Source organism: Lampropedia puyangensis (genome assembly GCF_004833285.1).
In the GTDB taxonomy this organism is placed as follows: domain Bacteria; phylum Pseudomonadota; class Gammaproteobacteria; order Burkholderiales; family Burkholderiaceae_C; genus Lampropedia; species Lampropedia puyangensis.
Genome location: NZ_STFG01000001.1, coordinates 605,050 through 626,519 on the forward strand (window position 1 = coordinate 605,050; position 21,470 = coordinate 626,519).

The 21,470-nt window shown below is 56.0% G+C and carries 17 protein-coding genes; 5 read left to right on the plus strand and 12 right to left on the minus strand.

What is annotated here, in order from left to right; all coding sequences use genetic code 11:
- Window positions 1-12 precede the first annotated feature (12 nt).
- Both E9531_RS02565 and E9531_RS02570 read right to left on the minus strand, forming a co-directional pair.
- Window positions 13-1,971, minus strand: coding sequence for an MFS transporter (locus E9531_RS02565; RefSeq protein ID WP_136572147.1), 1,959 nt, complete (start codon window positions 1,969-1,971; stop codon window positions 13-15).
- Window positions 1,972-1,973: 2 nt separating this feature from the next.
- Entirely contained in the window at window positions 1,974-2,792 is an 819-nt protein-coding gene (locus E9531_RS02570; RefSeq protein ID WP_136572148.1) for a hypothetical protein, read from the minus strand.
- A gap of 212 nt (window positions 2,793-3,004) precedes the next feature.
- Between E9531_RS02570 and E9531_RS02575 the strand changes: the two genes are divergently transcribed.
- From E9531_RS02575 to E9531_RS02595, 5 genes are all read left to right on the plus strand, one after another.
- Window positions 3,005-3,736: a helix-turn-helix domain-containing protein gene (locus tag E9531_RS02575; protein WP_136572149.1), complete on the plus strand. Its 732-nt coding sequence runs from the start codon at window positions 3,005-3,007 to the stop codon at window positions 3,734-3,736.
- Between the two features lie 243 nt (window positions 3,737-3,979).
- Complete coding sequence (locus E9531_RS02580; RefSeq protein WP_136572150.1) at window positions 3,980-4,876, plus strand: NAD kinase; 897 nt, start codon at window positions 3,980-3,982, stop codon at window positions 4,874-4,876.
- Window positions 4,876-6,615, plus strand: a complete 1,740-nt coding sequence (gene recN / locus E9531_RS02585; protein WP_136572151.1) for a DNA repair protein RecN — start codon at window positions 4,876-4,878, stop codon at window positions 6,613-6,615. Before E9531_RS02580 ends, recN begins: the two co-directional genes overlap by 1 nt.
- A complete protein-coding gene (rapZ, locus tag E9531_RS02590) occupies window positions 6,608-7,492 on the plus strand; it encodes an RNase adapter RapZ (RefSeq protein WP_136572152.1) in 885 nt (294 codons plus the stop codon). Before recN ends, rapZ begins: the two co-directional genes overlap by 8 nt.
- A gap of 68 nt (window positions 7,493-7,560) precedes the next feature.
- Window positions 7,561-8,481, plus strand: a complete 921-nt coding sequence (locus E9531_RS02595) for a pirin family protein (protein ID WP_136572153.1) — start codon at window positions 7,561-7,563, stop codon at window positions 8,479-8,481.
- A 77-nt stretch (window positions 8,482-8,558) separates the two neighbouring features.
- Here the strand turns inward: E9531_RS02595 and E9531_RS02600 are convergent, their stop codons facing one another.
- From E9531_RS02600 to metH, 10 genes are all read right to left on the minus strand, one after another.
- Window positions 8,559-9,509, minus strand: coding sequence for a YihY/virulence factor BrkB family protein (locus E9531_RS02600; RefSeq protein ID WP_136572154.1), 951 nt, complete (start codon window positions 9,507-9,509; stop codon window positions 8,559-8,561).
- A 140-nt stretch (window positions 9,510-9,649) separates the two neighbouring features.
- Window positions 9,650-10,267, minus strand: coding sequence for a cysteine dioxygenase family protein (locus E9531_RS02605; protein ID WP_136572155.1), 618 nt, complete (start codon window positions 10,265-10,267; stop codon window positions 9,650-9,652).
- Between the two features lie 53 nt (window positions 10,268-10,320).
- The gene (locus E9531_RS02610; protein ID WP_136572156.1) at window positions 10,321-11,121 is read right to left on the minus strand and encodes an ABC transporter permease; all 801 of its coding nucleotides are present in this window, start codon (window positions 11,119-11,121) and stop codon (window positions 10,321-10,323) included.
- On the minus strand, window positions 11,118-11,981 hold the full coding sequence (locus E9531_RS02615) for an ABC transporter permease (RefSeq protein WP_158291702.1): 864 nt from the start codon (window positions 11,979-11,981) through the stop codon (window positions 11,118-11,120). The genes E9531_RS02610 and E9531_RS02615 overlap by 4 nt, the downstream gene beginning before the upstream one ends.
- Window positions 11,982-11,983: 2 nt before the next feature.
- Window positions 11,984-13,144: an ABC transporter ATP-binding protein gene (locus E9531_RS02620; RefSeq protein WP_211343346.1), complete on the minus strand. Its 1,161-nt coding sequence runs from the start codon at window positions 13,142-13,144 to the stop codon at window positions 11,984-11,986.
- A gap of 14 nt (window positions 13,145-13,158) precedes the next feature.
- On the minus strand, window positions 13,159-14,280 hold the full coding sequence (locus tag E9531_RS02625) for an extracellular solute-binding protein (protein WP_136572158.1): 1,122 nt from the start codon (window positions 14,278-14,280) through the stop codon (window positions 13,159-13,161).
- Window positions 14,281-14,444: 164 nt separating this feature from the next.
- The gene (locus E9531_RS02630) at window positions 14,445-17,033 is read right to left on the minus strand and encodes a rhodanese-like domain-containing protein (RefSeq protein ID WP_136572159.1); all 2,589 of its coding nucleotides are present in this window, start codon (window positions 17,031-17,033) and stop codon (window positions 14,445-14,447) included.
- Window positions 17,034-17,422: 389 nt separating this feature from the next.
- Window positions 17,423-18,280 carry a LysR substrate-binding domain-containing protein gene (locus E9531_RS02635; RefSeq protein ID WP_136572160.1) on the minus strand — a complete coding sequence of 286 codons (858 nt, stop codon included), beginning with the start codon at window positions 18,278-18,280 and terminating at the stop codon, window positions 17,423-17,425.
- Between the two features lie 41 nt (window positions 18,281-18,321).
- Window positions 18,322-18,588, minus strand: a complete 267-nt coding sequence (locus E9531_RS02640) for a hypothetical protein (protein ID WP_136572161.1) — start codon at window positions 18,586-18,588, stop codon at window positions 18,322-18,324.
- A gap of 24 nt (window positions 18,589-18,612) precedes the next feature.
- On the minus strand, window positions 18,613-21,441 hold the full coding sequence (gene metH / locus E9531_RS02645) for a methionine synthase (protein WP_244609955.1): 2,829 nt from the start codon (window positions 21,439-21,441) through the stop codon (window positions 18,613-18,615).
- Between the last annotated feature and the right edge of the window lie 29 nt (window positions 21,442-21,470).

Sequence of the window (21,470 nt, forward strand, 5' to 3'; positions counted from 1 at the left end):
GCTTTTTTTTGATCAATGCCCTTGTTCTGCTTGATCAAGCAAACCTTGAACAATCTGTTGCAGTACTTCTGGTGAGGTTTCGCTACTCATCAGCGGGGCAATGTGCAGCCCAACTGGACTGAACATGCCGCGTCGAAAAGGCTTGACCATGGCGACATTCTGGCCGTTGCGCACTTCAATACGCGAGAAGAATGAACCCCAGAGATTGGATAGCGCCATCGGAACGATAGGCGTATCAATGCCTTCGGCACGTGCATCTGCGACGATTTTTTGTATCCCACGACGAAAGCGTTGCAATTGGCCATCACGGGTGATTCCACCTTCCGGGAAAATGCCTACCAAGTCACCATTGCGCAAAGCTTGTGCTGCCTTTTCGAAGGCGGCATCAAAGGCTTTTGGATTTTCACGCTGTGGCGCGATCGGAATGGCTTTAGCCATACGAAAGATGAAACCCAGCACAGGATTTTTGAAAATGCGATAGTCCATGATGAAGTAAATAGGACGAGGGCTAGCGGCCATCAGCAATACGGCATCTACAAAACTGACGTGGTTGCACGCCAAAATGGCTGGGCCGTGTTCAGGGATATGCTCGCGCCCCTGAATCTTGAATCGGTAAATCACATGGGTGAGTACCCATGCCACAAAGCGCAGTAAATACTCAGGCACCAAGAGGAAAATATAGGCCGCCACAATGGCGTTGGTGATGGCCAGTGCCAGAAAAATTTGAGGAAGACTCAAGCCCCATTGCAGCAGCAGGCCTGTCAAGATGGCGCTGGCAATCATGAACAATGCATTGAGAATGTTGTTCGCTGCAATGATGCGTGCGCGGTGCGTTGGTTGCGAGCGCATTTGAATCAAGGCATACATGGGAACGCTGTAGAGACCTGTGAATAGGCACAGCAACAGCAAATCTGCCATCACGCGCCAGTTGGCTGCGACACCAATAAATTGAGCAATGGACAAGAGCTGGCCGGGGTCGTTCAGGTTGCGCGTAGCAAAATACAAATCCACTAGGAAAATGCTCATGCCGATGGCGCCTACAGGAACCAAGCCAATTTCCACTTGTTTGCGCGAGAGTACCTCGCACAACAGCGATCCGATACCGATACCGATGGCAAAGACTGTGAGCAGTAACGACGCCACTTGTGTGTTGCCATGCAGTACATCTTTGGCAATGACAGGGAATTGGCTCATCAACACCGAGCCAACAAACCACATCCAACTGATACCTAAAACTGAGCGAAAGACCACCACGTTTTCAGCGGCCAGTTGCAGGTTCTTCCAGGTTTCGCTGAAAGGGTTGAGGTTGATGTGTAATTTGGGGTCAGTCGCTGGTGCGGCAGGAATGGCTGCACTGCTCCAATAACCCAGTGCGGCTAACAGCAAACAGCCTGTTGCGACGAACATCCGGCCCCACTCTCCCATATCGATCAACACACCGCCCAATAAGCTGCCCAACACAATCGCCACGAATGTACCCATCTCAATCATGCCGTTGCCGCCTGTTAATTCGGCGGGGTGCAGCTGTTGCGGCAAGTAGGCGTATTTGACTGGGCCAAACAGAGTGGATTGCAAGCCCATCAGAAAAATACAGGCCAGCAACACACTGACGGTGTTGAAAAAGAAAGCCAAGGCGGCAATGGCCATGATGGCTATTTCCAGCAATTTCAGTTGCCGAATAATCAACCTGTGTGGGTGTTTGTCGGCCAGTTGGCCTGCTGTGGCTGAAAACAGCAGGTACGGCAAAATGAAAATCGCGCCAATAACCAAACCCGCCATTTCTGGTGGGAGCCAACTGATAGACAGCTGGTAAGTGACTAGAACGGTAAAAGCAAACTTAAATAGGTTGTCGTTGGCTGCGCCTGCGAATTGGGTCCAGAAAAATGGCGCAAAGCGCCGTTGACCCAGCAGTTTGAATTGACTGACTTCTTCCGGTTTGGTTGAAGTGGCCGTGTTAGGGGTGTGTTGCATAGTCACGGGTGCTGGTCAGTTGGTTGATGATGGGCTTGGGTATTGACTTCGGGCGCTTTGGCGTTATACAGCATTTGAAGCAAGGGCCATGCAGCACAGGCTGCCAGCACATGCTTGAGGCTGTGGCCTGAAAGGTAGCCAGCTGTCAATGTAAAGAAAAAGTGGTCACCCCATTCGGCCAGTTTGGCCAGGGCATACCAACACAGGATTGGCGTGAGGGCGATGGAGAGGATAGCCGCTTGGCGGCGTGCTGGTTGCATCGCCAAAGCCAATAGCAGTAGCATGCCGCCAGCTTGGACGATGATCCAAGGCGTGAAATTGCCTGTATGGCGCCAAACACTCAAGGCGATAGATGCTCCCGCGAGGGTGATCACGGTCATGATGCTGGCGCTCGTGTCGTCCAAGGCTTGTTGCACTGCCAAGCCGACAATGGCGGCAAACACCAGTGCCATAGCCAAGCGATCCCAGAAAACGCCAGCATCATCGGGATGTAAATGGTAGAGCGAGGAGGCGACAGCTGTGGCGGCAAAACCAGCAGCGGCTAAAACCGATAGCCACCACCAAATTGGCAGTGGTGCGCGTAGCGTACCCAAAGCCAATGAACGCCATAAGCACCAGGCAATGGCAACACCTGCGGCCATTAAAGGAAAATTACTCAGCACATCCATGGCACGGGGAATTCCCCAGAGTGTTCTGTCGTCTGCAAACGCGTGGTAATGCGCTGCCTGAGCCATGGCAGGCAGCGCAATGGCTAATACAACGAGAAACAGGACGTAACAGCAGAGTGATAGGGGGCTAAGGATGAAAGGTGGTTTGTGCATGGCGTTTTCTATTTTCTGAATGAGGCAGGTGAAATAGTGTTGCCAGTGTCACTGGAATGAACGAATGAGTATCTCGATAAATCAAATAGCGATGCCAATTGTCTTTTAGGTATTAAATAACGATACATTTTAGGATCGTGGTTCGGTAGGCCTTTCATGGCAGAGGCCAAGGCGTAGCGGAACCGGCATTGCACAATCAGTGGGAGCGTTGCATGAGTACGAGCAGGGAATTGGTATCCGTTATCAAAAAAGAGCTGAAAGCCAGCCAAATGACTTATGCAGACTTAGCGCAGGCCTTGGGCATGGCAGAGTCAAGCGTTAAGCGCATGTTAGCTAAGGGGGATATGTCGCTCTCGCGCATTGATGCGATTTGCCAAGCACTTGGTTTGGAGTTTGCCGAGCTGGCCCGGCGTGTGGCAGACCAACAACCGATGATGGCGCAATTGACCGTAGAACAAGAGCGGGCCGTGGTGGCTGACAAGAAATTGTTGCTGGTTGCTGTAAATGCCATGAGCCTATGGACTGTGGAGCAAATGGTTGCGGCCTATCAAGTCAACGAGGCCGAGTGCGTGAAGTATTTGGCACAACTCGATCGCTTAGGTATTTTGGAGTTGCGGCCATTGAACCGTTACCGCTTGAAGTTGGCTAAAACTTTCAAGTGGCGCCCCAATGGCCCAGTGATGCAGTTCTTTCGAGAGCATGTGGCACTGGATTATCTGGGCGGTAATTTCGCGCATGATGATGAAGGCTTGTTCCTTGTGCATGGCAACATCAGCCGTGCAGCAGCGCCCGGGCTGCTTGAGCGCATGCATAAGTTGGGACAAGACTTTTCGACCCAGCACTTGAGCGATCAGAAAGTCCCCGCTTCAGAGCGCGAAGGCTACACCATGATTTTGGCCCTGCGGCGCTGGGAGTACTCGGCCTTCACTGCATTGCGGCGGTGAATGGTATTGAAGTAAGGCTCCTTTGACCTTTGGGGTGAGGCAGCAGGACGCGGCATGCATCTATTCATGCTGCGATAGGCAGGTTTGCCGCGTAAAGCAGTTGACGGCAAAGGCTATACTTTGTCGACGCTGGAGTGGGCGCGCGCAAATGTGCTGGGAGAGATGTGGCATGCATGCTCGCTCTGTTTTCAGTACCTCACGAATTTTGCAATGGCAGCCTGGGCGCTGTCTTTTGGCGTACGCATGCAAACTACTTTTAGAAAAATTGCGATTCTGGGCAAGTACCAGATCAGCCCCTCACAGGATGCGCGCAAAGCCGCGCGTGCTGTGGTTGACGATGTCGCCCGATTCCTGATTCAGTTCGGCTGCGAAGTGGTCATCGAGGCAGAATCAGCAGAAAATCTCGATGTACATGGTTATCCGCTGTTGAGTCCACGTGAGATTGGTGAGCAGTGTGATTTGTGCATTGCCATTGGTGGGGATGGCACCATGCTGGGCATTGCCCGTGAATTGGCGCCTTACGGCACGCCGCTTATTGGTATCAATCAAGGGCGATTGGGATTTGTGACCGATTTGCCGCTGAACCATTACCAAGATCAACTCGGACCGATGCTGCATGGCATCTATGATCAGGATCTGCGGCCATTGATTTATGCCACGATCGAACGGGAAGGTGAGCAGATCTTCAGCGGTCATGCCGTTAATGATGTGGTGGTTTCGCGTGGAGCGATGTCAGGCATGTTGGAGTTTCGCGTTGAAGTGGAAGGACAATTTGTCTCAAACCAACGCGCTGATGGCTTGATTATTGCCACACCAACAGGCTCAACGGCTTATTCCTTATCGGTCGGTGGGCCGATTGTGCATCCAGCAACTTCTGGCTGGGTGGTTGCCCCCATTGCGCCGCATAAACTCTCCAATCGTCCGTTGGTGCTGCCTGATAGCAGCAAAATCAGTTTGAAGCTGCTCTCTGGTCGGGATATGAGTGCCAAATTCGACATGCTGAATATGCCGGAGTTGCTCATTGGCGATATCTTGCATGTAGAGCGTTCGCAGTACAGTGCCCGTTTTCTGCATCCCAAGGGATGGAGTTATTTTGCCATGCTGCGTAGTAAATTAGGCTGGAATGAAGGAGGCAGTTGATGGCATTGCGGCGCTTGGTGTTGCGTGATTTTGTGTTGGTACAGTCGTTGGAGCTGGATTTTCAAACGGGTTTCACCGTGCTCAGTGGGGAGACTGGGGCAGGCAAATCCATTTTGGTTGACGCCATGCAAATGGCCTTGGGCGCACGAGCAGAGTCTGGTCTGGTGCGCGAAGGAGCTCAACGAGCAGATATCGTTGCTGAGTTCGATCTCTCTGATAAGGCCGCACCGGCCTTGCATGCGTGGTTGCAAGCCCATGGTTTTGACGTGGATGAAACGGTAATTTTGCGCCGTACGGTGGACAGTCAAGGCAAAAGCCGTGCGTGGATTAATGGGACGGTCGCCACGGTGGGGCAATTGCACACGTTGGGGGAAAGCCTAGTCGATATCCATGGCCAGCATGCTTGGCAAAGCTTGATGCGGGCGCAGTCTGTGCGCGAACTGCTTGATGCCTACGCGCAGGCTGATGATGCGCAAACCCAGCGTGCCTGGCGCGCGTGGCGAGATGCGACTGAAGCGCTGCAGCAGGCACAATCGAATGCGGCACGGCTGCGTCAAGACCGTGAACGCCTGCAATGGCAGATTGAAGAAATGGGGAAGCTGGCTCCTCAAGAAGGAGAGTGGGAGGCGCTCAATAGCCAACACACCAGACTCACACACCTTCAAGACCTGCAGCGTGCTGCCAGTCATGCATGGACGCTGCTTGATGGCAGTGAGGGTGAGGTAGGAGCTACGCAAGCACTGAACCAAGCTGCGCAGGCTTTGGCAGAGCACCGTGCGATTGAGCCGCAATTTGCAGACTGGGAAAGCACCTTGCTGCAATTGCTTGATCAAGTCGCGGACGTTGCGCGCAGTTTGCGCGATTATGCGCAGTCGCAAGAGTGGGACGCCAACGATCTGCAAAGTCTGGATGCGCGTGTAAGCCATTGGCTGACTTTGGCGCGACGCCATCGCCAGGCGCCTGAGGCGTTGCCTGCATTGTGGGCTCAGTGGAAGGTGGAGCTCAAGGCACTTGATGCAGGTATTGATCTGGAAGCCTTAAGCGCCACGGAGCAAAAGGCCAAGCACGAGCTTGACCATGCGGCGCAAGTGCTTTCACGTCAACGCCATGCAGTCGCGCCCCAACTTGCTGCCGCGGTGACAGAGGCGATGCAAGAGCTTGGCATGGCAGGAAGTGCGTTTTCCATCGCTATCAAGCCGCTGCCTGAGCCGCAGGCGCATGGCATAGACGAGATTGAGTTTTTGATTGCCAGCCATGCAGGTGGTACTCAGAAACCATTGGGAAAAGTCGCTTCTGGTGGTGAACTCTCTCGGATCAGTTTGGCAATTGCCGTATGCACTAGCCGACTGGGGTTGACGCAAACCTTGGTGTTCGATGAAGTGGATACGGGCATTGGTGGTGCTGTTGCCCATAGTGTTGGGGCCTTGATGCACCGCTTGGGTCGCGACCGCCAAGTGCTCGCCGTCACGCATTTACCCCAAGTGGCTGCCTGTGCGGATCAGCATTTATTGGTGCAAAAAAATCGATCATCAGAAGGCGTTAGCAGTATGGTAGCGCCGGTGCTTGGAGAGGAGCGCGTGCATGAAATTGCACGTATGCTGGGAAGCGAGGCGATGACCGGCGCGACCTTAGCCCACGCGCGTGAAATGCTGTTGGCAGGTGAATTCGACAGGCACAGCACGATGCAGGTTAAAGCAGGCCGAAAGACAGCATCAAATAAACGGAGCAAACATGCGTGAATTGGTGGTAATGACCGGTATGTCCGGTTCAGGTAAATCCGTAGCCCTTAGTGCGCTGGAGGATGCCGGCTACTACTGTATTGATAATTTACCGCCAGAACTATTGATGGCCAGCTTGGCGCTTGAAAGAAACCAGCGCATTACTCAACTGGCCATTGCTATTGATGCCCGAAATGCGGCATCTTTACCGCTGGTGCCCCATATTCTCGAGTCTGTGCGCCAGCAAGGGGTGAATGTCAAGGTCATATTCCTGGATGCCTCGACCGATGCGCTGGTGCGCAGGTTTTCGGAAACGCGTCGCAAACACCCACTCGCGGCAGGGGAAGATGCGCATGGTGACGATGCTTTGGTTCAGATGATTTTGCGTGAGCGCCAATTGATGGGCGCGTTGCGCGACATGGCGTTAGTGATTGACACCAGCCACACCCGCGCAGCCCAACTGCAAAGCAACTTGAAAACGATTTTGGGGGTTGTGCAAGAGCACTTGACCTTGGTGTTTCAGTCCTTCTCATTCAAACGGGGTGTGCCGCGCGATGCCGATTATGTGTTTGATGTGCGCATGCTGCCCAATCCCCATTACGAGCCTGCGCTCAAAGTGTTGACTGGGATTGACCCGCCGGTAGCCGCCTATTTGGATGCCCAGCCTCTGGTGCGCAGCATGCAAGATGATATTGCAAGCTTTTTGCACAAGTGGCTGCCGTATCACGCTGAGAACCACCGCAGTTACGTCAGCGTCGCCATTGGATGTACTGGCGGGCAACATCGTTCGGTGTATTTAGTCGAGCGTCTCGCACAGGTCTTTGCGGCGCAGTGGGTGACACTCAAGCGACACCGGGAAATTGAACTCAGACAGGCGCCTCAGTCCGCAAACGGTTAACCTTGTTCAGAGACGTGCTTGGTTCTTGCTGCACTAATCGCCTAATAAGCCCTCATGGAGTGACTTGTATGAACACACTAAAAAAAGCAATACGCATTCCTCTTCGTGATTCAGAATTGGGCGAGGGGTTGACCATCAAACGTGCCTTGCCTACCCGTGCCCTTCGCACAGTTGGGCCTTGGTGCTTTTTGGACCATGCAGGCCCAGTTGCACACAATATGATGAATGTGGGCCCGCACCCTCATATTGGCTTGCAAACCTTCACTTGGATGATTGAAGGTGAAATCATGCACCGCGACAGCTTGGGCTATGAACAAGTGATTCGTGCAGGTCAGATTAATTTAATGACGTCAGGCCGTGGCATTAGCCACGTGGAAGAAGCCCACAGCACAGGGGGGTTACATTTAGTGCAACTTTGGATTGCATTGCCTGCATCCCACCGCCATGGCCCAGCGGCATTTGCCCATTACCCGGAACTTCCTCGTTGGGACGATGGGGCTTGGCAATTCACCTTATTGGCCGGTAGTTTGGGGCAGCAGCACTCCCCTGTAGAAGTGTATTCACCATTGGTGGGTGTTGATATTCGGTTGACTGCGGGCGAGGCCAATGCCAATGTGAGCATGGAGCTCAACCCAACGTATGAATATGGTGTGTTGGTATTGAAAGGGCGGACCAAGATCAATGGCGAGATGCTTGACCCCAGTGACTTTTTGTACTTATCAGCAGGGGCTGCGGTGCTTGAGTTGGCGCGCGATGGTCATGAGGATTTGCAACTGATGGTTATCGGTGGCGAACCATTGGCGCAAACGCCCATCATTTGGTGGAATTTTGTTGGCTATAGCACCGAGGAAGTGGTGGAAGCAACCCGTGATTGGCAAGCGCACAGCGAGCGGTTTGGCACAGTACTTAATACACCGTTGAAGCGTTTGCCAGCCCCTTCTGTTGAGGGGCTAGTGTTGCATGCACACCAGCGCAAGAGCGAGGAGTAAGTTCCTAGCGCAGTCTGGTGGATTGGCTGTTTTGCTCTTTTGATTTTAGGGTTGTTTAGCAGTCTAACTGCGGCTGGTCATCCTGGTCTACGTTGCGAAGAGGTGCCATTCTCGCTTGTAAATTTAGGTGTTGATTTTTCCTCTTGCACTGTCTGTTTTTGATCCGATAAGGCTTTGGCGATGCTGGCTGAAAGTAACAAGATCGCGCTGGAAAAATAGAGCCACATCAACAAGGCAACGAGCGAGCCAGCTGCACCATATGCTGAAACCGCTGCGGCCCCAGACAAGTAGATAGCCATTGCATGTTTGCCTAAGGTAAACAGCACTGCGCCAATGGCTGAGGCTATGATCAAGTGACGCAAAGAGGGTTTTGCGCCATCACTGATGCGCATCAGGCCCACAAAAAGTAGCAAGACAAACAGGAACGACAAACCTTCATTCAAGGATGACCACAGCCATGGGTGAATCCAGGAATCGCCCAGCATTCTGGCAACTACGCGCAGCACGGCAGATAGGACGAGGGATGCCATAAGCAGCCCACCCAGTGCCAGCATATAGCCTACACCCCGCAAGCGCAAAACAACCACCCACCACCAAGGTTGGTTGCCGTCTTTTGCGACGCCCCAAATCATTTTGAGCGAGTCTTGCAGGGCAACAAACACACCGGTTGCCGCCATCAACAGCACACCAAAGGCAATCACACTGGCGATCAATCCTTGGGTGGGGGCAGTGGCACTTTGCATCGCTTGCTGAATAGCGGAGGCAACTTGCGGGCCGGTTACTGCTTGAATTTGAGTCAGTACCGTGTCTTGAATCATGTTGCGATCAAGCCACCAGCCCAAGCCAGCAACCATCAAGACAAGCAATGGAGCCAAACTGAGCATGGCATAAAAAGCCATGGATGCACTCATGCGCATTCCATCAACGGCCATCCAGTGCATCACGCCTTGAACTGGCCAAGAGTTCAGCGCCCGCTGTTGAAGGCCGTGTGCAGAAGTTGCTGTTGGGACTTGTTTTTCGCTGTTCATGGATGCCACTTTAACAGCCACAAGAAAATACACCGAGCCGTTTTGATGATTGAATCATGCTAGGCGCTTTAGATACATTGGCCTATGCACAGTTTGATTTAGAACGTGAGCACATTCTAAAAGGAGAGAAGAGAGCCGCATCAGGCTAGATGTGTTGAAGCATTGGGTCGCCAATAGGTTTTGTTATAGCTTGTCACGGTGCCGCTTTCCAAGTCGAAGGCGAGGCGCTCGGTCAGGGTTTCTAAGGCTCGGCCGTAGAGGTGAAAGAGCAGGGTGCGGCCTTCGCCGCGCATGTGAATGCTGTGGATGTCGTCACCTAAATACGCAGCCGATGTGCCGGGTTGCACAATCAGTTCGCGTTCCAGCTCCAGCGTGCCGCGTTGCGGGTCGCTGCCATCATCGGTGCGGCGGTAGATGCGGTTGATTTCTTGCCCTTGGATGGCGACGATCACGGCCCAGGTGCGGTGGTCGTGCGGTACGGAGTTTTTGCCTGGCAGCTGCGTGTTCAGGTAGAGCGCGTAGCTTTGGTCGGGGTTGGTGTGCAGTGCATAACGGGTGGAGAGGGAGCCGTTTTGCGGGGCGGGGAAATCCTCCGGTGCAAACCATTCTTTGTGTGCGGCCAAGCGTTCCAGAATCGCAGCGGTTTCTTTTAAGGTTTCGCGATCAATGCCGCGCTGGGCGTGCAGTTGCTGGATTTCTGCCATCGTGGCGCTCACACCGGCGGCGCGTGCGGTGGCTATTTCGCTGTGTTGTGTCATGGTGTGCTTCTCTGTTGGGGTTTCAGAATTTTGTTTGCGTGTGTTTGAGCTGCTTAGCGCATCAGTTTTTCAAGGCCGATGGTTTTCTCCACCCCCACCACAACGAGGATGGAGAGCAAGACCATCGTCACCGAAATAGCAGCCACCACCGGATCGTTGTTGTACGAGGCGTAGCTGTAGAGCTGGATGGGCAGCACGCTGAAGTTGGTGCCGCTCAAAAAGAGCGATAGGCCGACGTTGTCAAACGAGACGATGAAGGCAAAGAGCGCGCCCGCAAAGAGGCCGGGGCCCAGTTGCGGCAAAGTCACCAAGCGGAAGGTTTGCCACGGCGTGGCGCCCAAGTTTTGCGCGGCCAGTTCTTGGCGGGTGTCAAAGGCCATCAAACTGGCGGAGACGGTGCGGATCACATAAGGCAAGGTCAGCGCCAAATGCGCAACAAACAAGCGCGAGGGTTGGTGTGACCAGCCGTATTGCGAGAACACGGCCAGAATGGCCAAGCCGCTGAGGATCATGGGCACAAAAAGCGGCGTCATCAGCACCGTGCGCAGCAGCGATTGGCCGGTAAAACGGCTGCGGTTCAAACCCAGCGAGGCGGCCAAGCCCAGCACCACGGCGGCCGCGGCTGTGCCTACGCCTAGCAGCAGGCTGTTCCACGCGGCTTGCAGAAACTCGGTGCGCTGGGCGATTTGGGCATACCACTTGAAGGAGATGCCTTCATCGGGCCAGCTCATGAAGTCGTGCGTGGTCAGCGAGACGGCGAACACCAGCAGCAGTGGGCCAATGACGAAGATCACCACCAGCGCACTCCACAGCGCCAGCCAACGGTTGGAGGAGGATGTTGTCGTACGGCTCATGATTTACCTCCGCCCACCAAGTTGGGGCGCTCGCCCAGTTTGGCGGCGACGGCCACTACTGCCCATACGGCAATGAACAAGATGGCGGCCACGGTGGCAGCTTCACGCCATTCGAGGTAGTTGATGGCGAGGTCGTAAATTTCGGATGCCATGACTTTCATATTCGTGCCGCCCAGCAAATCGGGGGTGACGTAGGCGCTGGCACTCATGGTGAAGACCAAGATCGAGCCAGCCACAATGCCCGGTGTGCACAGCGGCAAGATGACGTGCCAAATCACGCGCCAGCGGCTTGCGCCTAGGTTTTGGGCGGCCAGCAGCAAGCTGTTGTCGATCTTCAAAACCGAGGTCATCAGGCACAGCAGCATGTAGCCAAAGTAGACATGCGTCAGGCCGATGACCACGCCGGTGACGTTGTACATCAGCGTGACTGCGGGCAGGCCAAAGTGCGCCAACCAGCCATTGAGTAAACCTTTGGGGCCAAGCAAAACCACCCAAGCCAGCGTGCGCACGACCAAGCTGGTCAGCAGTGGCGATAGCAGGAGGATGGCTAAGAAGGCGCGTTTGCGGGGGCTGAGTTCGCGCATGTACAGCGCCACGGGAAACGCCAGCACCAGCGATGCCAGCACCGTTGCCAAGCTGATGCCCAGCGTGCGCAGCATCAAGCGCAGGTTGTAGGAGTCGGCGAAAAAGCTCTCGTAGCGCGCCAGCGTGAAGGCCCAGCTGCCATCGCTTTGCGTCTCGATCACACTGGCGATCAAGAGCTGCAAAACAGGCGCTAAAAACAGCACGCCGATGAAGGCTGTAGCCGGGGCGAGCAGCAGCCAGTGCTTAGAGGGGGATGAGGCAGAAGCGGTGGTCATGCTCATTCCTTAGGCAGGGCGATGGTGTCGGCCACGGCCCATTGCGCAAACAGCGGTGCGTTGCCTTGCAGCGCGTCCATCCACGGGCCAGCGGCTTGCTCACCGCGCAGCTCTTGCCCCAAGCAGCGGATGGTGAATTGCACGGTGGAGCCTAAATATTCCAGATTCAACAGCTCGGCTGGCACGCTGTTTATGCCAGCGGCATCTGTTGCGCCTTCAACACTTAAGCGCAAGCTGTGCGATGGGATGGCGTAGCTGCGGTGGTCAGAGTGGGCGTTCAAGGGCGCAGGCACCTGCAAGGCGGCGGGAGGCGCAGCCTCCGTCATTGCCGCCGCCAATTGGTATTGGCCGTTGCCAATTGGGGTGACTGGGCCGGTGAGCACATTGGTATGGCCGACAAAGGCCGCGACAAAGCGCGTAGCCGGTTGGGTGAAAATTTCACGTGGGGTGGCAAATTGCTGCAAACGCCCATGGCCGAGGATGGCTACGCGATCTGAGGTGGAGAATGCCTCATCCAAATCGTGGGTGACCAAAATGGTGGTCATGCCTGTGAGGCGGTGAATCTCGACAAAATCGCGGCGCAGTTCTTGGCGCAGCTTTGCATCCAAATTGCTCAGTGGCTCATCGAGCAGCAGCAGGCGAGGCTCCAGCACCAAAGCGCGGGCCAAGGCCACGCGCTGCTGCTGCCCGCCTGAGAGTTCACGTGGGTAGCGCTTGGCTAAGCCATCCAAGCGCACCAGCTCCAGAATGCGGCCCACGCGGGTGGCGATGTCGGACTTGCTCACCTTGGCCATGCGCAGGCCAAAGGCGATGTTGTCAAACACACTCATGTGGGGGAAGAGCGCGTAGTTTTGGAACACCATGGCCGCACCGCGCTGGTGGCTGGGTACGTGCTCAAGCTGGCGGCCATCCAAGGTGATGCGACCCGCATTGGGCTGAATAAAACCCGCAATCATGTGCAAGGTGGTGGTCTTGCCGCAGCCCGATGGCCCCAAGAGCGAGATGAACTCGCCTTGCTGGATCTCCAGATTCAGGCTTTCAACGGCGGTGTGATCACCAAAGGTTTTACGCAGCCCTTGCAGGGAGAGAAAGCCGGTTTCTTCCGAAAACAAGTTCGCAGGGCGGGTATCCATGGCTTGCAATGATGGCGGGTGGTTGGACATGCTGAATCCGATGCTCAGCGCTCTAGCGCGCGTTCGAGTTTGCGGGTCCAGTCGCGACGATCTTTGACGAGGACGTCATTGTCGATCTTAGGCTGAGCGGCCAACACGGTTTGGGTAGGCACGCCCAAGACGACTAAGTCAGCAGGTACTTCGACCTTGGTGTTCACTGGGCTGTAGAACAGCTCACGCACCAAAGTTTGCTGCGATTGTGGCGCGAGGAACCAGTTGATGAACTTTTGCGCACCAGCGGCATTGGGCGCGCCCTTCACAGGGGCAACCATGGTGTAGCTGGGAATGGCGCCTTCTTTGGGCAGCACAAAGGCCAGATCGGGCAGCTTGCGCACCAGTGGCAGTGTGCGGATGGTGGCGCTCACGCCGACTTGGTATTCACCCAAGAGGATTTTTTCTTCATGCTTGGCGGCAGCGGGTTCGAGCACACGGGCGCATTTGGCCAGCTCGGTAAAGCGGGAGATGCCTTGGTCGATCTTGCTCACGTCAGCACCAGCGAGCATCAGCACGGCATTGAGGGTATAGACCTGACCGGCTTTTTCCAAGCCGAGGTGGTTGCAGAACTCGGGGCGAGCGAGGTCATTCCAGCTGGTGGGAGCGGCCCAACCGTTTTTGGCGAACGCATCTTTGCGGTAGTAAATGCCGGTGACAAAAGCGCCAATGCCTACGCCATCATTGTCTTTGGCACGTGCGCCTTCGGCTGTGTCTTGGTAGTTGGTGACGATGGTCGTGTCAATCGGCGCCAGCAGGTCTTGGGTGGAGGCCAGGCGCTGGGTCACGTTCTCAAACAGCACCACATCGTATTCAGGCGCGTTGCGGGTGGCGGCCAACTTGGCGACGTTGTTGGGCGCGGTGCCGGGAACCCAGTCGATGGTGACGTTATTGTCTTTCTCAAACTGGGCGAAGATTTTTTTGTAAGTCTCATCAAGCTGGCCACCGAAGGATGCCACCACGATGCGGTTTTGGCGCGTGTCGGCGCCTTGCGCTTGGGCTGCCAGCGGCAGCACGGCGGTCAAGACGGTAGCGGCCAAACCGACTTGGGTGAAAAGGCGACGGGAGAAGGGCAATGCCATGGGGTGTTCCTGTTCTGGTTCAATGAATGCCGGCTGAGTTGTTGGATGCGGCATGGATTGGAGAGGGTGTTTCAAACGTGAAGGGTGAACGCGTGCTCGGTGGTCAACATCGCACGGCGTTGCACCACGGCATGCCGTGCGCGCTGCAGTGTGTGGTTATCTTGTGCATGGGCTTGGCGTTCGGCTTCACGTCGGTTTTACGTTGGGTGTGCTGCGGGTTAAGCCGCTGTGCTTGCCAAGCTGTTCACCAGCGCGACCAAGCGTTGGTGAGCGGTCACTGCAGATTCGGCATGGAAGGGCGGGTGACCAAAGCGGCCAAAACCGTGGTTGGCGCCAAGGTACACATCCACTTGGGCTTGTGCATTGCCCGCCAAACCTTCGCGCAGTTGGGCGACCAGCTCGGGTGGGGTGCGGTGGTCCAACTCGCCAATGTTGACGATGGTGGGCAGCGCAATCGCCGGGAGCTTGGCCAAATGGCGCTCCATGAAGGTGGGGTAGTAGGCAATGGCCGCGTCCAAACCATCGGCTTTGGCAGATGCCTCAGCTGCAGCCAGCAATGCCAGCTCACCGCCAATGCAATAACCGACGGTGGCAATAGGCACGCCCGCGCCGACCTTGGCGCGCAAAAAGCGCACAGCATCCAGCACATCCAAGGCGCTTTGGGCGCGATCGACCGCACCGCCAAAAGCGCGGCCGCGTTGTTGGTCTTCGGGGTTGTATTCCAAGGCGATGCCGCGGCCTTCGGGCTGGCGCCAGTACAAATCGGGGATCAGCACCTCCCAACCTTCGGCCACGTATTTTTGGCCGACGACTTCAATCCACGCGTTGAGGTTGTAGATCTCAGCCAAAACCACGATGGCGGCTTTGGGCTTGCCATTATTGGCATTGGCGGGCAGGTGAATCGCTTGGTAGCTGCCTTGGCCTTCAGGTGCGGCAATGGTGACGAGAGCGTGAGACATGGGGCTTGTATCCTTGGTCGTTGTGGCGGCATCGGCCACGCCGGTGTCGGATTGGGTTCTTTGTGGGAACTGGGGCTCACCTTGGCGCACTTGGGCCAGTAATTGCTTTTCCCAATCGAGGTAGACGCGCATGGCCACGCGGTCGCCTTGGCGGCGGCTGGCTGCCCAAAACAGGGTGTCAATGCGCTGATCTTGCTCTGGCACCAGACTAGCGGGAGCCGGGGCAATGGTGGGTAGGCCAGCCTCTATCCATGCTTGAAGGCCGCCACGCACTACCAGCACATTGTGGCGCTGCTCGGGCGGAAGTGCTTCTTGCAAGTCATTGGCGAGCAAGTGGGCCGCTTCAGAATCGGCAGAAAAAACCACTGCTTTAGCGCCATTTTGCAAAGCGGTGCGCCAAGGGCTTAAACGGGCGCGGTTGGCCCAGCGCGCCGTCCATTGCGTTGTGCCTACCGTGCCTTGCAGGTATTGCGCGCTGTTGTCGCAGTGGATGGCGATGACCGCTGCATCGGCTTGTGGTGCAAGGCCTGCGGCGGCTTGCTCCAACATATCTACGGCCTCTTGCAGCGAAATTTCTGCGGCGATGCGAGGAGCCGCTGTGCGCGGCACTTCGACTTTTGCGGCTTCATCGGCCTTGTGTTTGGCACTGCCGGTGAGGGGCAGGATGAGTGTGGTGGCAGCTGTCTCGACATTCGCGTTGGCGTTTGAGTCCGCGTTCGATTCCGCACTCGCATCCGTTGGGATTTTTGTTGCGCCGGTTGCACCTGTGGCACCGGTTGCAATCGGCGCGATGTGCACTTCCCAGCCCATTTGCTTGAGCCAGCGGGCCGATGCGGTGGCGCGCACGCCATTGTCATCCACCAGCACAATGCGGGCACCCCAAGTGCCTAACCAGCGGTCTGTGGCTTGCACCAGCTGGCCGCCGGGCGCGTGGATGGCGCCAGCAACGCTGCCGCTGGCAAATTCTTCAGCCGTGCGCACGTCCACCACCACGGTGGTGCGCTGCGCCCGCTCAGCGGCGGATTGCCAGTGCTGTACTTGCTCGGCTGTGGCTAGCGGCAGTGCAAAACGCTGGCGCAGTGCGGCTGCGCGCTCTAACGCAATGGTTTGTGCGGCGGCGCTGGTGCTGCCAAAAACTTGGGTAGCATCTTGCGCCAATGGGTGATTGGCCAATTGCCAGCCGTGCAAACCATCGTTAAGGGCAAATACCTTGTTGGGAATGCCAGCATCAATCAGGCTTTGCGCGCCAATCAAACCGCGGGTGCGCCCGCCGCAGGCCACCACCACCGTGGTGGAGGGTGAGGGGGCAAGGTCTTGAATGCGGTACATCAGCTCAGCACCAGGGCAGGCGATTGCTGTTGGAATGTGGCGGGCTTTGTACTCGGCCACGGTGCGGGGGTCCAACACAACCACATCGGCTTTTTGTTCAATCCACTTGGCCAAAGCATCAGGCTGCAGCATGGGCGTGGCGTAGTGCTCACCCACCCATTCGCCAAAAGCTTTGCTTACGCCGAACACCCCGTAGAACAGCGCTTGCGTGGTTTGTGCTTGCCAAAGCGCGTGCCCACCTGCTAGCAGTTGCACATCGCTATAACCCATGGCTTGCAGGCGCTTGGCGGCCAAAGCGGCAATGCCGTGCCCGTGATCCAAAAGCACAACCGGGCAGCCGAGGCGCGGCACCAGTTGACCGACGATGCGTTCGAGCTGGCTGTAAGGCGCGTTGACGGCGCGCAGCAAGTGGCCCGTGCCGTACTCGCCTTCTTCGCCCACGTCGAGCAATGCCTGCTCAATGGCTGCCGTTTGCAAACGCGCTACCAAATCATCCAAAGAAATTTCGCGAATACTCATGCCAGCTCATCGATCGCCACCTGTTTGGCGTTGGGGATTCATCACGGATCCACTGCTGTGCAGTGGGTTTGTCAGCCAGAGTCTTGCCAAGAAGGGGCATGTGCCAATTGCTGGGTTTTTATTGCAAGCTATGACTAGCTATTGCAAGGCCGTGATGGTAGGGGCAGGGCTATATGCGATCAAATACTGTTCTTGAATATGTTTATGATTTTTGAACAGATAAGAAATTAGATGATTGAAGGCTGAGTTTTATTTTTTATAACACTTTGAATTTAAATATTTTTATAAAATTATGAGGTTTGGGGGAGTTGGCTTAATTTTAAAATACATTAAATTTCTGCATGTATTTGTTGGCTCTCTTCATGAATTAGAGGGCTGTGCGTGTTGCATTAAGCGTGGTTGCCTTCGCGCAGCAGCTTGAAGATTTCTTTGGCAAACGGGTTCAGGCTGTGCGGGCGTACCCAGAGGTGGTAGGTCACCTCTGGCAGCTGTGGCAAGCCATCTTCAGCGCCCAGCAAACGCACTCCGGGGCCTACCATTTCCATGCTGCGGGCGGTAATGCCAAGGCCAGCCCGCAAAGCGGCTTTAATGCCCAAAGGGCTGCCGGAGGAGCACACCTGCGTCCAAGGGATTTGTGCGCGCTCAAGCGCATCGATGGCGCTGCGGCGAAACAGGCTGCTCTCATCGCCCAAGATCAATGGCAAAGCGCGGCCAGCCGCAATGTTGAAGTGCGCGGCGCACAACCACACCGTGGGCGATTTGCGCATGGCAAAGCCTTCGAGTGCGGCATCTTCTCGGGTGGAGAGCGCTAAATCCAATTCGCCTTGGTGCAACTGCACCATCAGTTGTGGGCTGCGTGCGACCACCACCTCAATGCGCAATTGCGGCATGGAGCGGGCAATGCGATTGAGCATTTGCGGCAGCAAGGCATCGGCCACGTCGTGGGGGGAGCCTAAGCGCAGCACGCCACCTTCGCCTGTGGCTTTGAGCGAGCGCATGGCATCGTCATTGAGCGAGAGAATGTCTCGCGCATAGCGCAGCAATTGCTCGCCGTGCACCGTCAGGCGCTTGGCGCGACCATCTTTGACAAAAAGCGGCAAGCCCACTTGCGCCTCCAGCCGCTGCATGTGGTGGCTGATACCTGATTGGCTGCGCCCGAGTTGCCGTCCCGCCAATGCGAAGGTATCGGCATTGGCAATGGTCACAAAGGTGCGTAGCAATTCAAGGTCGAAGTGGGGAGTTGGCATGAACGACTACTTTGAATGAGGATGTATTTTGATATGCAAGTTCAAGAGTAAAGGGTGATGGGCGCACTTTCAGATTGTTTGTAGTACAAGACGTGCTGGGACTTGACAGCTATGAATGCACGCAGCATAGGATCTGCTGTCATGGTTGCAAGTAACGGTGCAATTAAACGCTGCTCATCGTAGTTGTTTGAAAACATGTGCGCTAGTAGTCGACGCATGGTATCGATGATTTTTTCAAAATTAACAATGGCTCTTCCAAGCGCAGCATATTCATTAGTTATTTGAACTTGATCTTCTTCGTTAAACATTGATTTTTGAAATTTTATGTGCGATCACCCCAAAACCGGCGCCAACAGCCGCTTCAACTCCCCCTCATCCATCCCACGCCGTTTCGCCATTTCCTCCACCTGATCTTTCCCAATCTTCCCTAGCGTGAAGTAATCGGAATCAGGATGCGCAATCTGAAACCCAGACACCGATGAAGCAGGCCACATGGCCAAGCTCTCGGTCAGGCTCATGCCAATTTCTTCGGCATGCAGCACCTCAAACAGCGGCGTTTTCGCGCTGTGGTCTGGGCAGGCCGGGTAGCCGGGGGCGGGGCGGATACCTTGGTATTTCTCGGCGATCAGCTCTTCGTTGGCTAAAGATTCATGCAGCGCATAGCCCCACAAATCGGTGCGCACGCGCCAGTGCAGGTATTCGGCAAAGGCTTCGGCCAAGCGGTCGGCCAAGGCTTTGAACATGATGCCGGAGTAGTCGTCCAGCGAGCGGCGGAATTCTTCTTCCTTCTTCTCTACGCCCAAACCGGCAGTCACGGCAAACAGGCCTACGTAGTCTTTCACGCCGGATTCTTTGGGTGCGACGAAGTCGGCCAAGCAGCGGCTGGGGCGCATCACGCCGTCCACCGCTTGTTTAGGGGCTTGCTGGCGCAGGCCGTACCAGGTCATCAGCACTTGGTCGCGGTTTTCGTCGGCGTAGATTTCGATGTCGTCTTCGTTCACCGTATTGGCCGGGTAGAGGCCAATGATGCCGCTGGCTTTGAGCCAGCGCCCTTCGATGATTTGGCGCAGCATGGCTTTGCCGTCGGCAAAGACGCGTTTGGCTTCTTCACCGACGATTTCGTCTTCCAGAATGGCGGGGTAGGGGCCGGCCAAATCCCAAGTTTGGAAGAAGGGGCCCCAGTCGATGAAACGCTCTAGCTCGTGCAGGTCAAGGTTTTCGATGACGCGGCGGCCAAGGGCGCGTGGCGTGGTGGGTTGGTAGGCTTGCCAAGCTTGTAGACCAGCCGTTCTTGCTGAGTCCATTAACGGGCTTGGTGTTTGTGATCCGGCTTCGACGGGCTCAGCCTGAACGGAATTGGAAGTGCCGGTTGTACCTGCTGCGGATGGCCACCATTTGTTTTCACGGGCTTTGTCCAGCGGCCACAGCTGCACGGGCTTTTTATTGGCGTGCTGTTGGCGGACTTTTTCGTAGTCGGCGAGCGTTTCGGTAATGAAGTTAGTCGCGCCATCGCCCAGCAGGTTTTGCGCCACGCCTACGCTGCGCGAAGCATCGGGCACGTAGACGACGGGGCCTTCGTAATGCGGGGCGATTTTGACTGCGGTGTGCACGCGGCTGGTAGTTGCGCCGCCGATCAGCAGCGGAATACCACGTTCTTTGAACCAGCCGTCTTTGTTCATCTCGCTGGCGACGTACTGCATTTCTTCCAAGCTTGGCGTGATCAGGCCGGAGAGGCCAACGATGTCCGCGCCTTCTTCCTTGGCCTTGGCCAGAATTTCGTGGCACGGCACCATCACGCCCATGTTGACGACTTCGAAGTTATTGCATTCGAGCACGACGGAGACGATGTTTTTGCCAATGTCGTGCACATCGCCTTTGACGGTGGCCATGATGATCTTGCCGTTGCTTTTGACTTCCGCGCCGGATTCTTTCAAGAGGCGCTTTTCTTCCTCGATGTACGGCACCAAGTGCGCCACGGCTTGCTTCATCACGCGGGCGGATTTGACGACCTGCGGCAAGAACATTTTGCCCGCGCCAAACAAGTCGCCAACGATGTTCATGCCGTCCATCAACGGGCCTTCGATCACGTGCAGTGGGCGGCCGCCTTTGGCGACGATTTGCTGGTAGACCTCTTCGGTGTCTTGCGTGATGAATTCGGTAATGCCTTGCACCAACGCGTGGGCGAGGCGCTTTTCCACCGGCACGGGGTTTTCCGGTGTGCCGCGCCATTCGTATTTTTTGCTCTCGTCCTTGGCTAGGCCTTTGGCGTTTTCGGCAATTTCCACCAAGCGCTCGCCCGCGTCTTCGCGGCGGTTGAGGATCACGTCCTCCACGCGCTCGCGCAGTTCGGGCTCCAGGTCGTCGTACACGCCGACCATGCCCGCGTTGACGATGCCCATGTCCATCCCCGCTTTGATGGCGTGGTAGAGGAATACGGTGTGAATCGCCTCGCGCACAGGATCGTTGCCGCGGAAGGAAAAGGACACGTTCGACACGCCGCCGGAGACTTTCGCACCGGGCAGGTTTTGCTTGATCCAGCGTGTGGCTTCGATGAATTCCACCGCGTAGTTGTTGTGCTCTTCAATGCCGGTGGCGACGGCAAAAATGTTCGGGTCAAAGATGATGTCTTCCGGCGGGAAGCCGACTTCGTCCACCAAGATGCGATAGGCGCGCTCGCAAATCTCGATCTTGCGGGCGTAGGTATCGGCTTGGCCCACTTCGTCAAACGCCATCACCACGGTGGCCGCGCCGTAGCGTTTGATCAGCTCGGCCTCATGCTTGAATTTCTCTACCCCTTCTTTCATGGAGATGGAGTTGACGATGGGCTTGCCCTGAATGCAGCGCAGGCCCGCCTCGATCACTTCCCATTTCGACGAATCGACCATGATGGGCACGCGGGCGATGTCGGGCTCCGACGCGATGAGGTTCAGAAAGCGCACCATCGCGGCCTTGCTGTCGAGCATGGCCTCGTCCATGTTGATGTCGATGATCTGCGCGCCGTTTTCCACTTGCTGACGTGCCACGGCCAGCGCTTCTTCGTACTGGCCGTTGAGAATCATGCGCGCAAACGCTTTGGAGCCGGTGACGTTGGTGCGCTCACCGATGTTGACGAAGAGGGAGTTATCGTCAATAACAAGGGGCTCAAGGCCAGAGAGGCGCATGGCGGGCGGGGCGATGGGAGAAGCGGGGG

Coding starts and splice junctions, on each gene's coding strand:
- E9531_RS02565 (WP_136572147.1), bottom strand. CDS start 1,971: ATGCAACACACCCCTAACACGGCCACTTCAACCAAACCGGAAGAAGTC.
- E9531_RS02570 (WP_136572148.1), bottom strand. CDS start 2,792: ATGCACAAACCACCTTTCATCCTTAGCCCCCTATCACTCTGCTGTTAC.
- E9531_RS02575 (WP_136572149.1), top strand. CDS start 3,005: ATGAGTACGAGCAGGGAATTGGTATCCGTTATCAAAAAAGAGCTGAAA.
- E9531_RS02580 (WP_136572150.1), top strand. CDS start 3,980: ATGCAAACTACTTTTAGAAAAATTGCGATTCTGGGCAAGTACCAGATC.
- recN (WP_136572151.1), top strand. CDS start 4,876: ATGGCATTGCGGCGCTTGGTGTTGCGTGATTTTGTGTTGGTACAGTCG.
- rapZ (WP_136572152.1), top strand. CDS start 6,608: ATGCGTGAATTGGTGGTAATGACCGGTATGTCCGGTTCAGGTAAATCC.
- E9531_RS02595 (WP_136572153.1), top strand. CDS start 7,561: ATGAACACACTAAAAAAAGCAATACGCATTCCTCTTCGTGATTCAGAA.
- E9531_RS02600 (WP_136572154.1), bottom strand. CDS start 9,509: ATGAACAGCGAAAAACAAGTCCCAACAGCAACTTCTGCACACGGCCTT.
- E9531_RS02605 (WP_136572155.1), bottom strand. CDS start 10,267: ATGACACAACACAGCGAAATAGCCACCGCACGCGCCGCCGGTGTGAGC.
- E9531_RS02610 (WP_136572156.1), bottom strand. CDS start 11,121: ATGAGCCGTACGACAACATCCTCCTCCAACCGTTGGCTGGCGCTGTGG.
- E9531_RS02615 (WP_158291702.1), bottom strand. CDS start 11,981: ATGACCACCGCTTCTGCCTCATCCCCCTCTAAGCACTGGCTGCTGCTC.
- E9531_RS02620 (WP_211343346.1), bottom strand. CDS start 13,144: ATGTCCAACCACCCGCCATCATTGCAAGCCATGGATACCCGCCCTGCG.
- E9531_RS02625 (WP_136572158.1), bottom strand. CDS start 14,280: ATGCCGCATCCAACAACTCAGCCGGCATTCATTGAACCAGAACAGGAA.
- E9531_RS02630 (WP_136572159.1), bottom strand. CDS start 17,033: ATGAGTATTCGCGAAATTTCTTTGGATGATTTGGTAGCGCGTTTGCAA.
- E9531_RS02635 (WP_136572160.1), bottom strand. CDS start 18,280: ATGCCAACTCCCCACTTCGACCTTGAATTGCTACGCACCTTTGTGACC.
- E9531_RS02640 (WP_136572161.1), bottom strand. CDS start 18,588: ATGTTTAACGAAGAAGATCAAGTTCAAATAACTAATGAATATGCTGCG.
- metH (WP_244609955.1), bottom strand. CDS start 21,441: ATGCGCCTCTCTGGCCTTGAGCCCCTTGTTATTGACGATAACTCCCTC.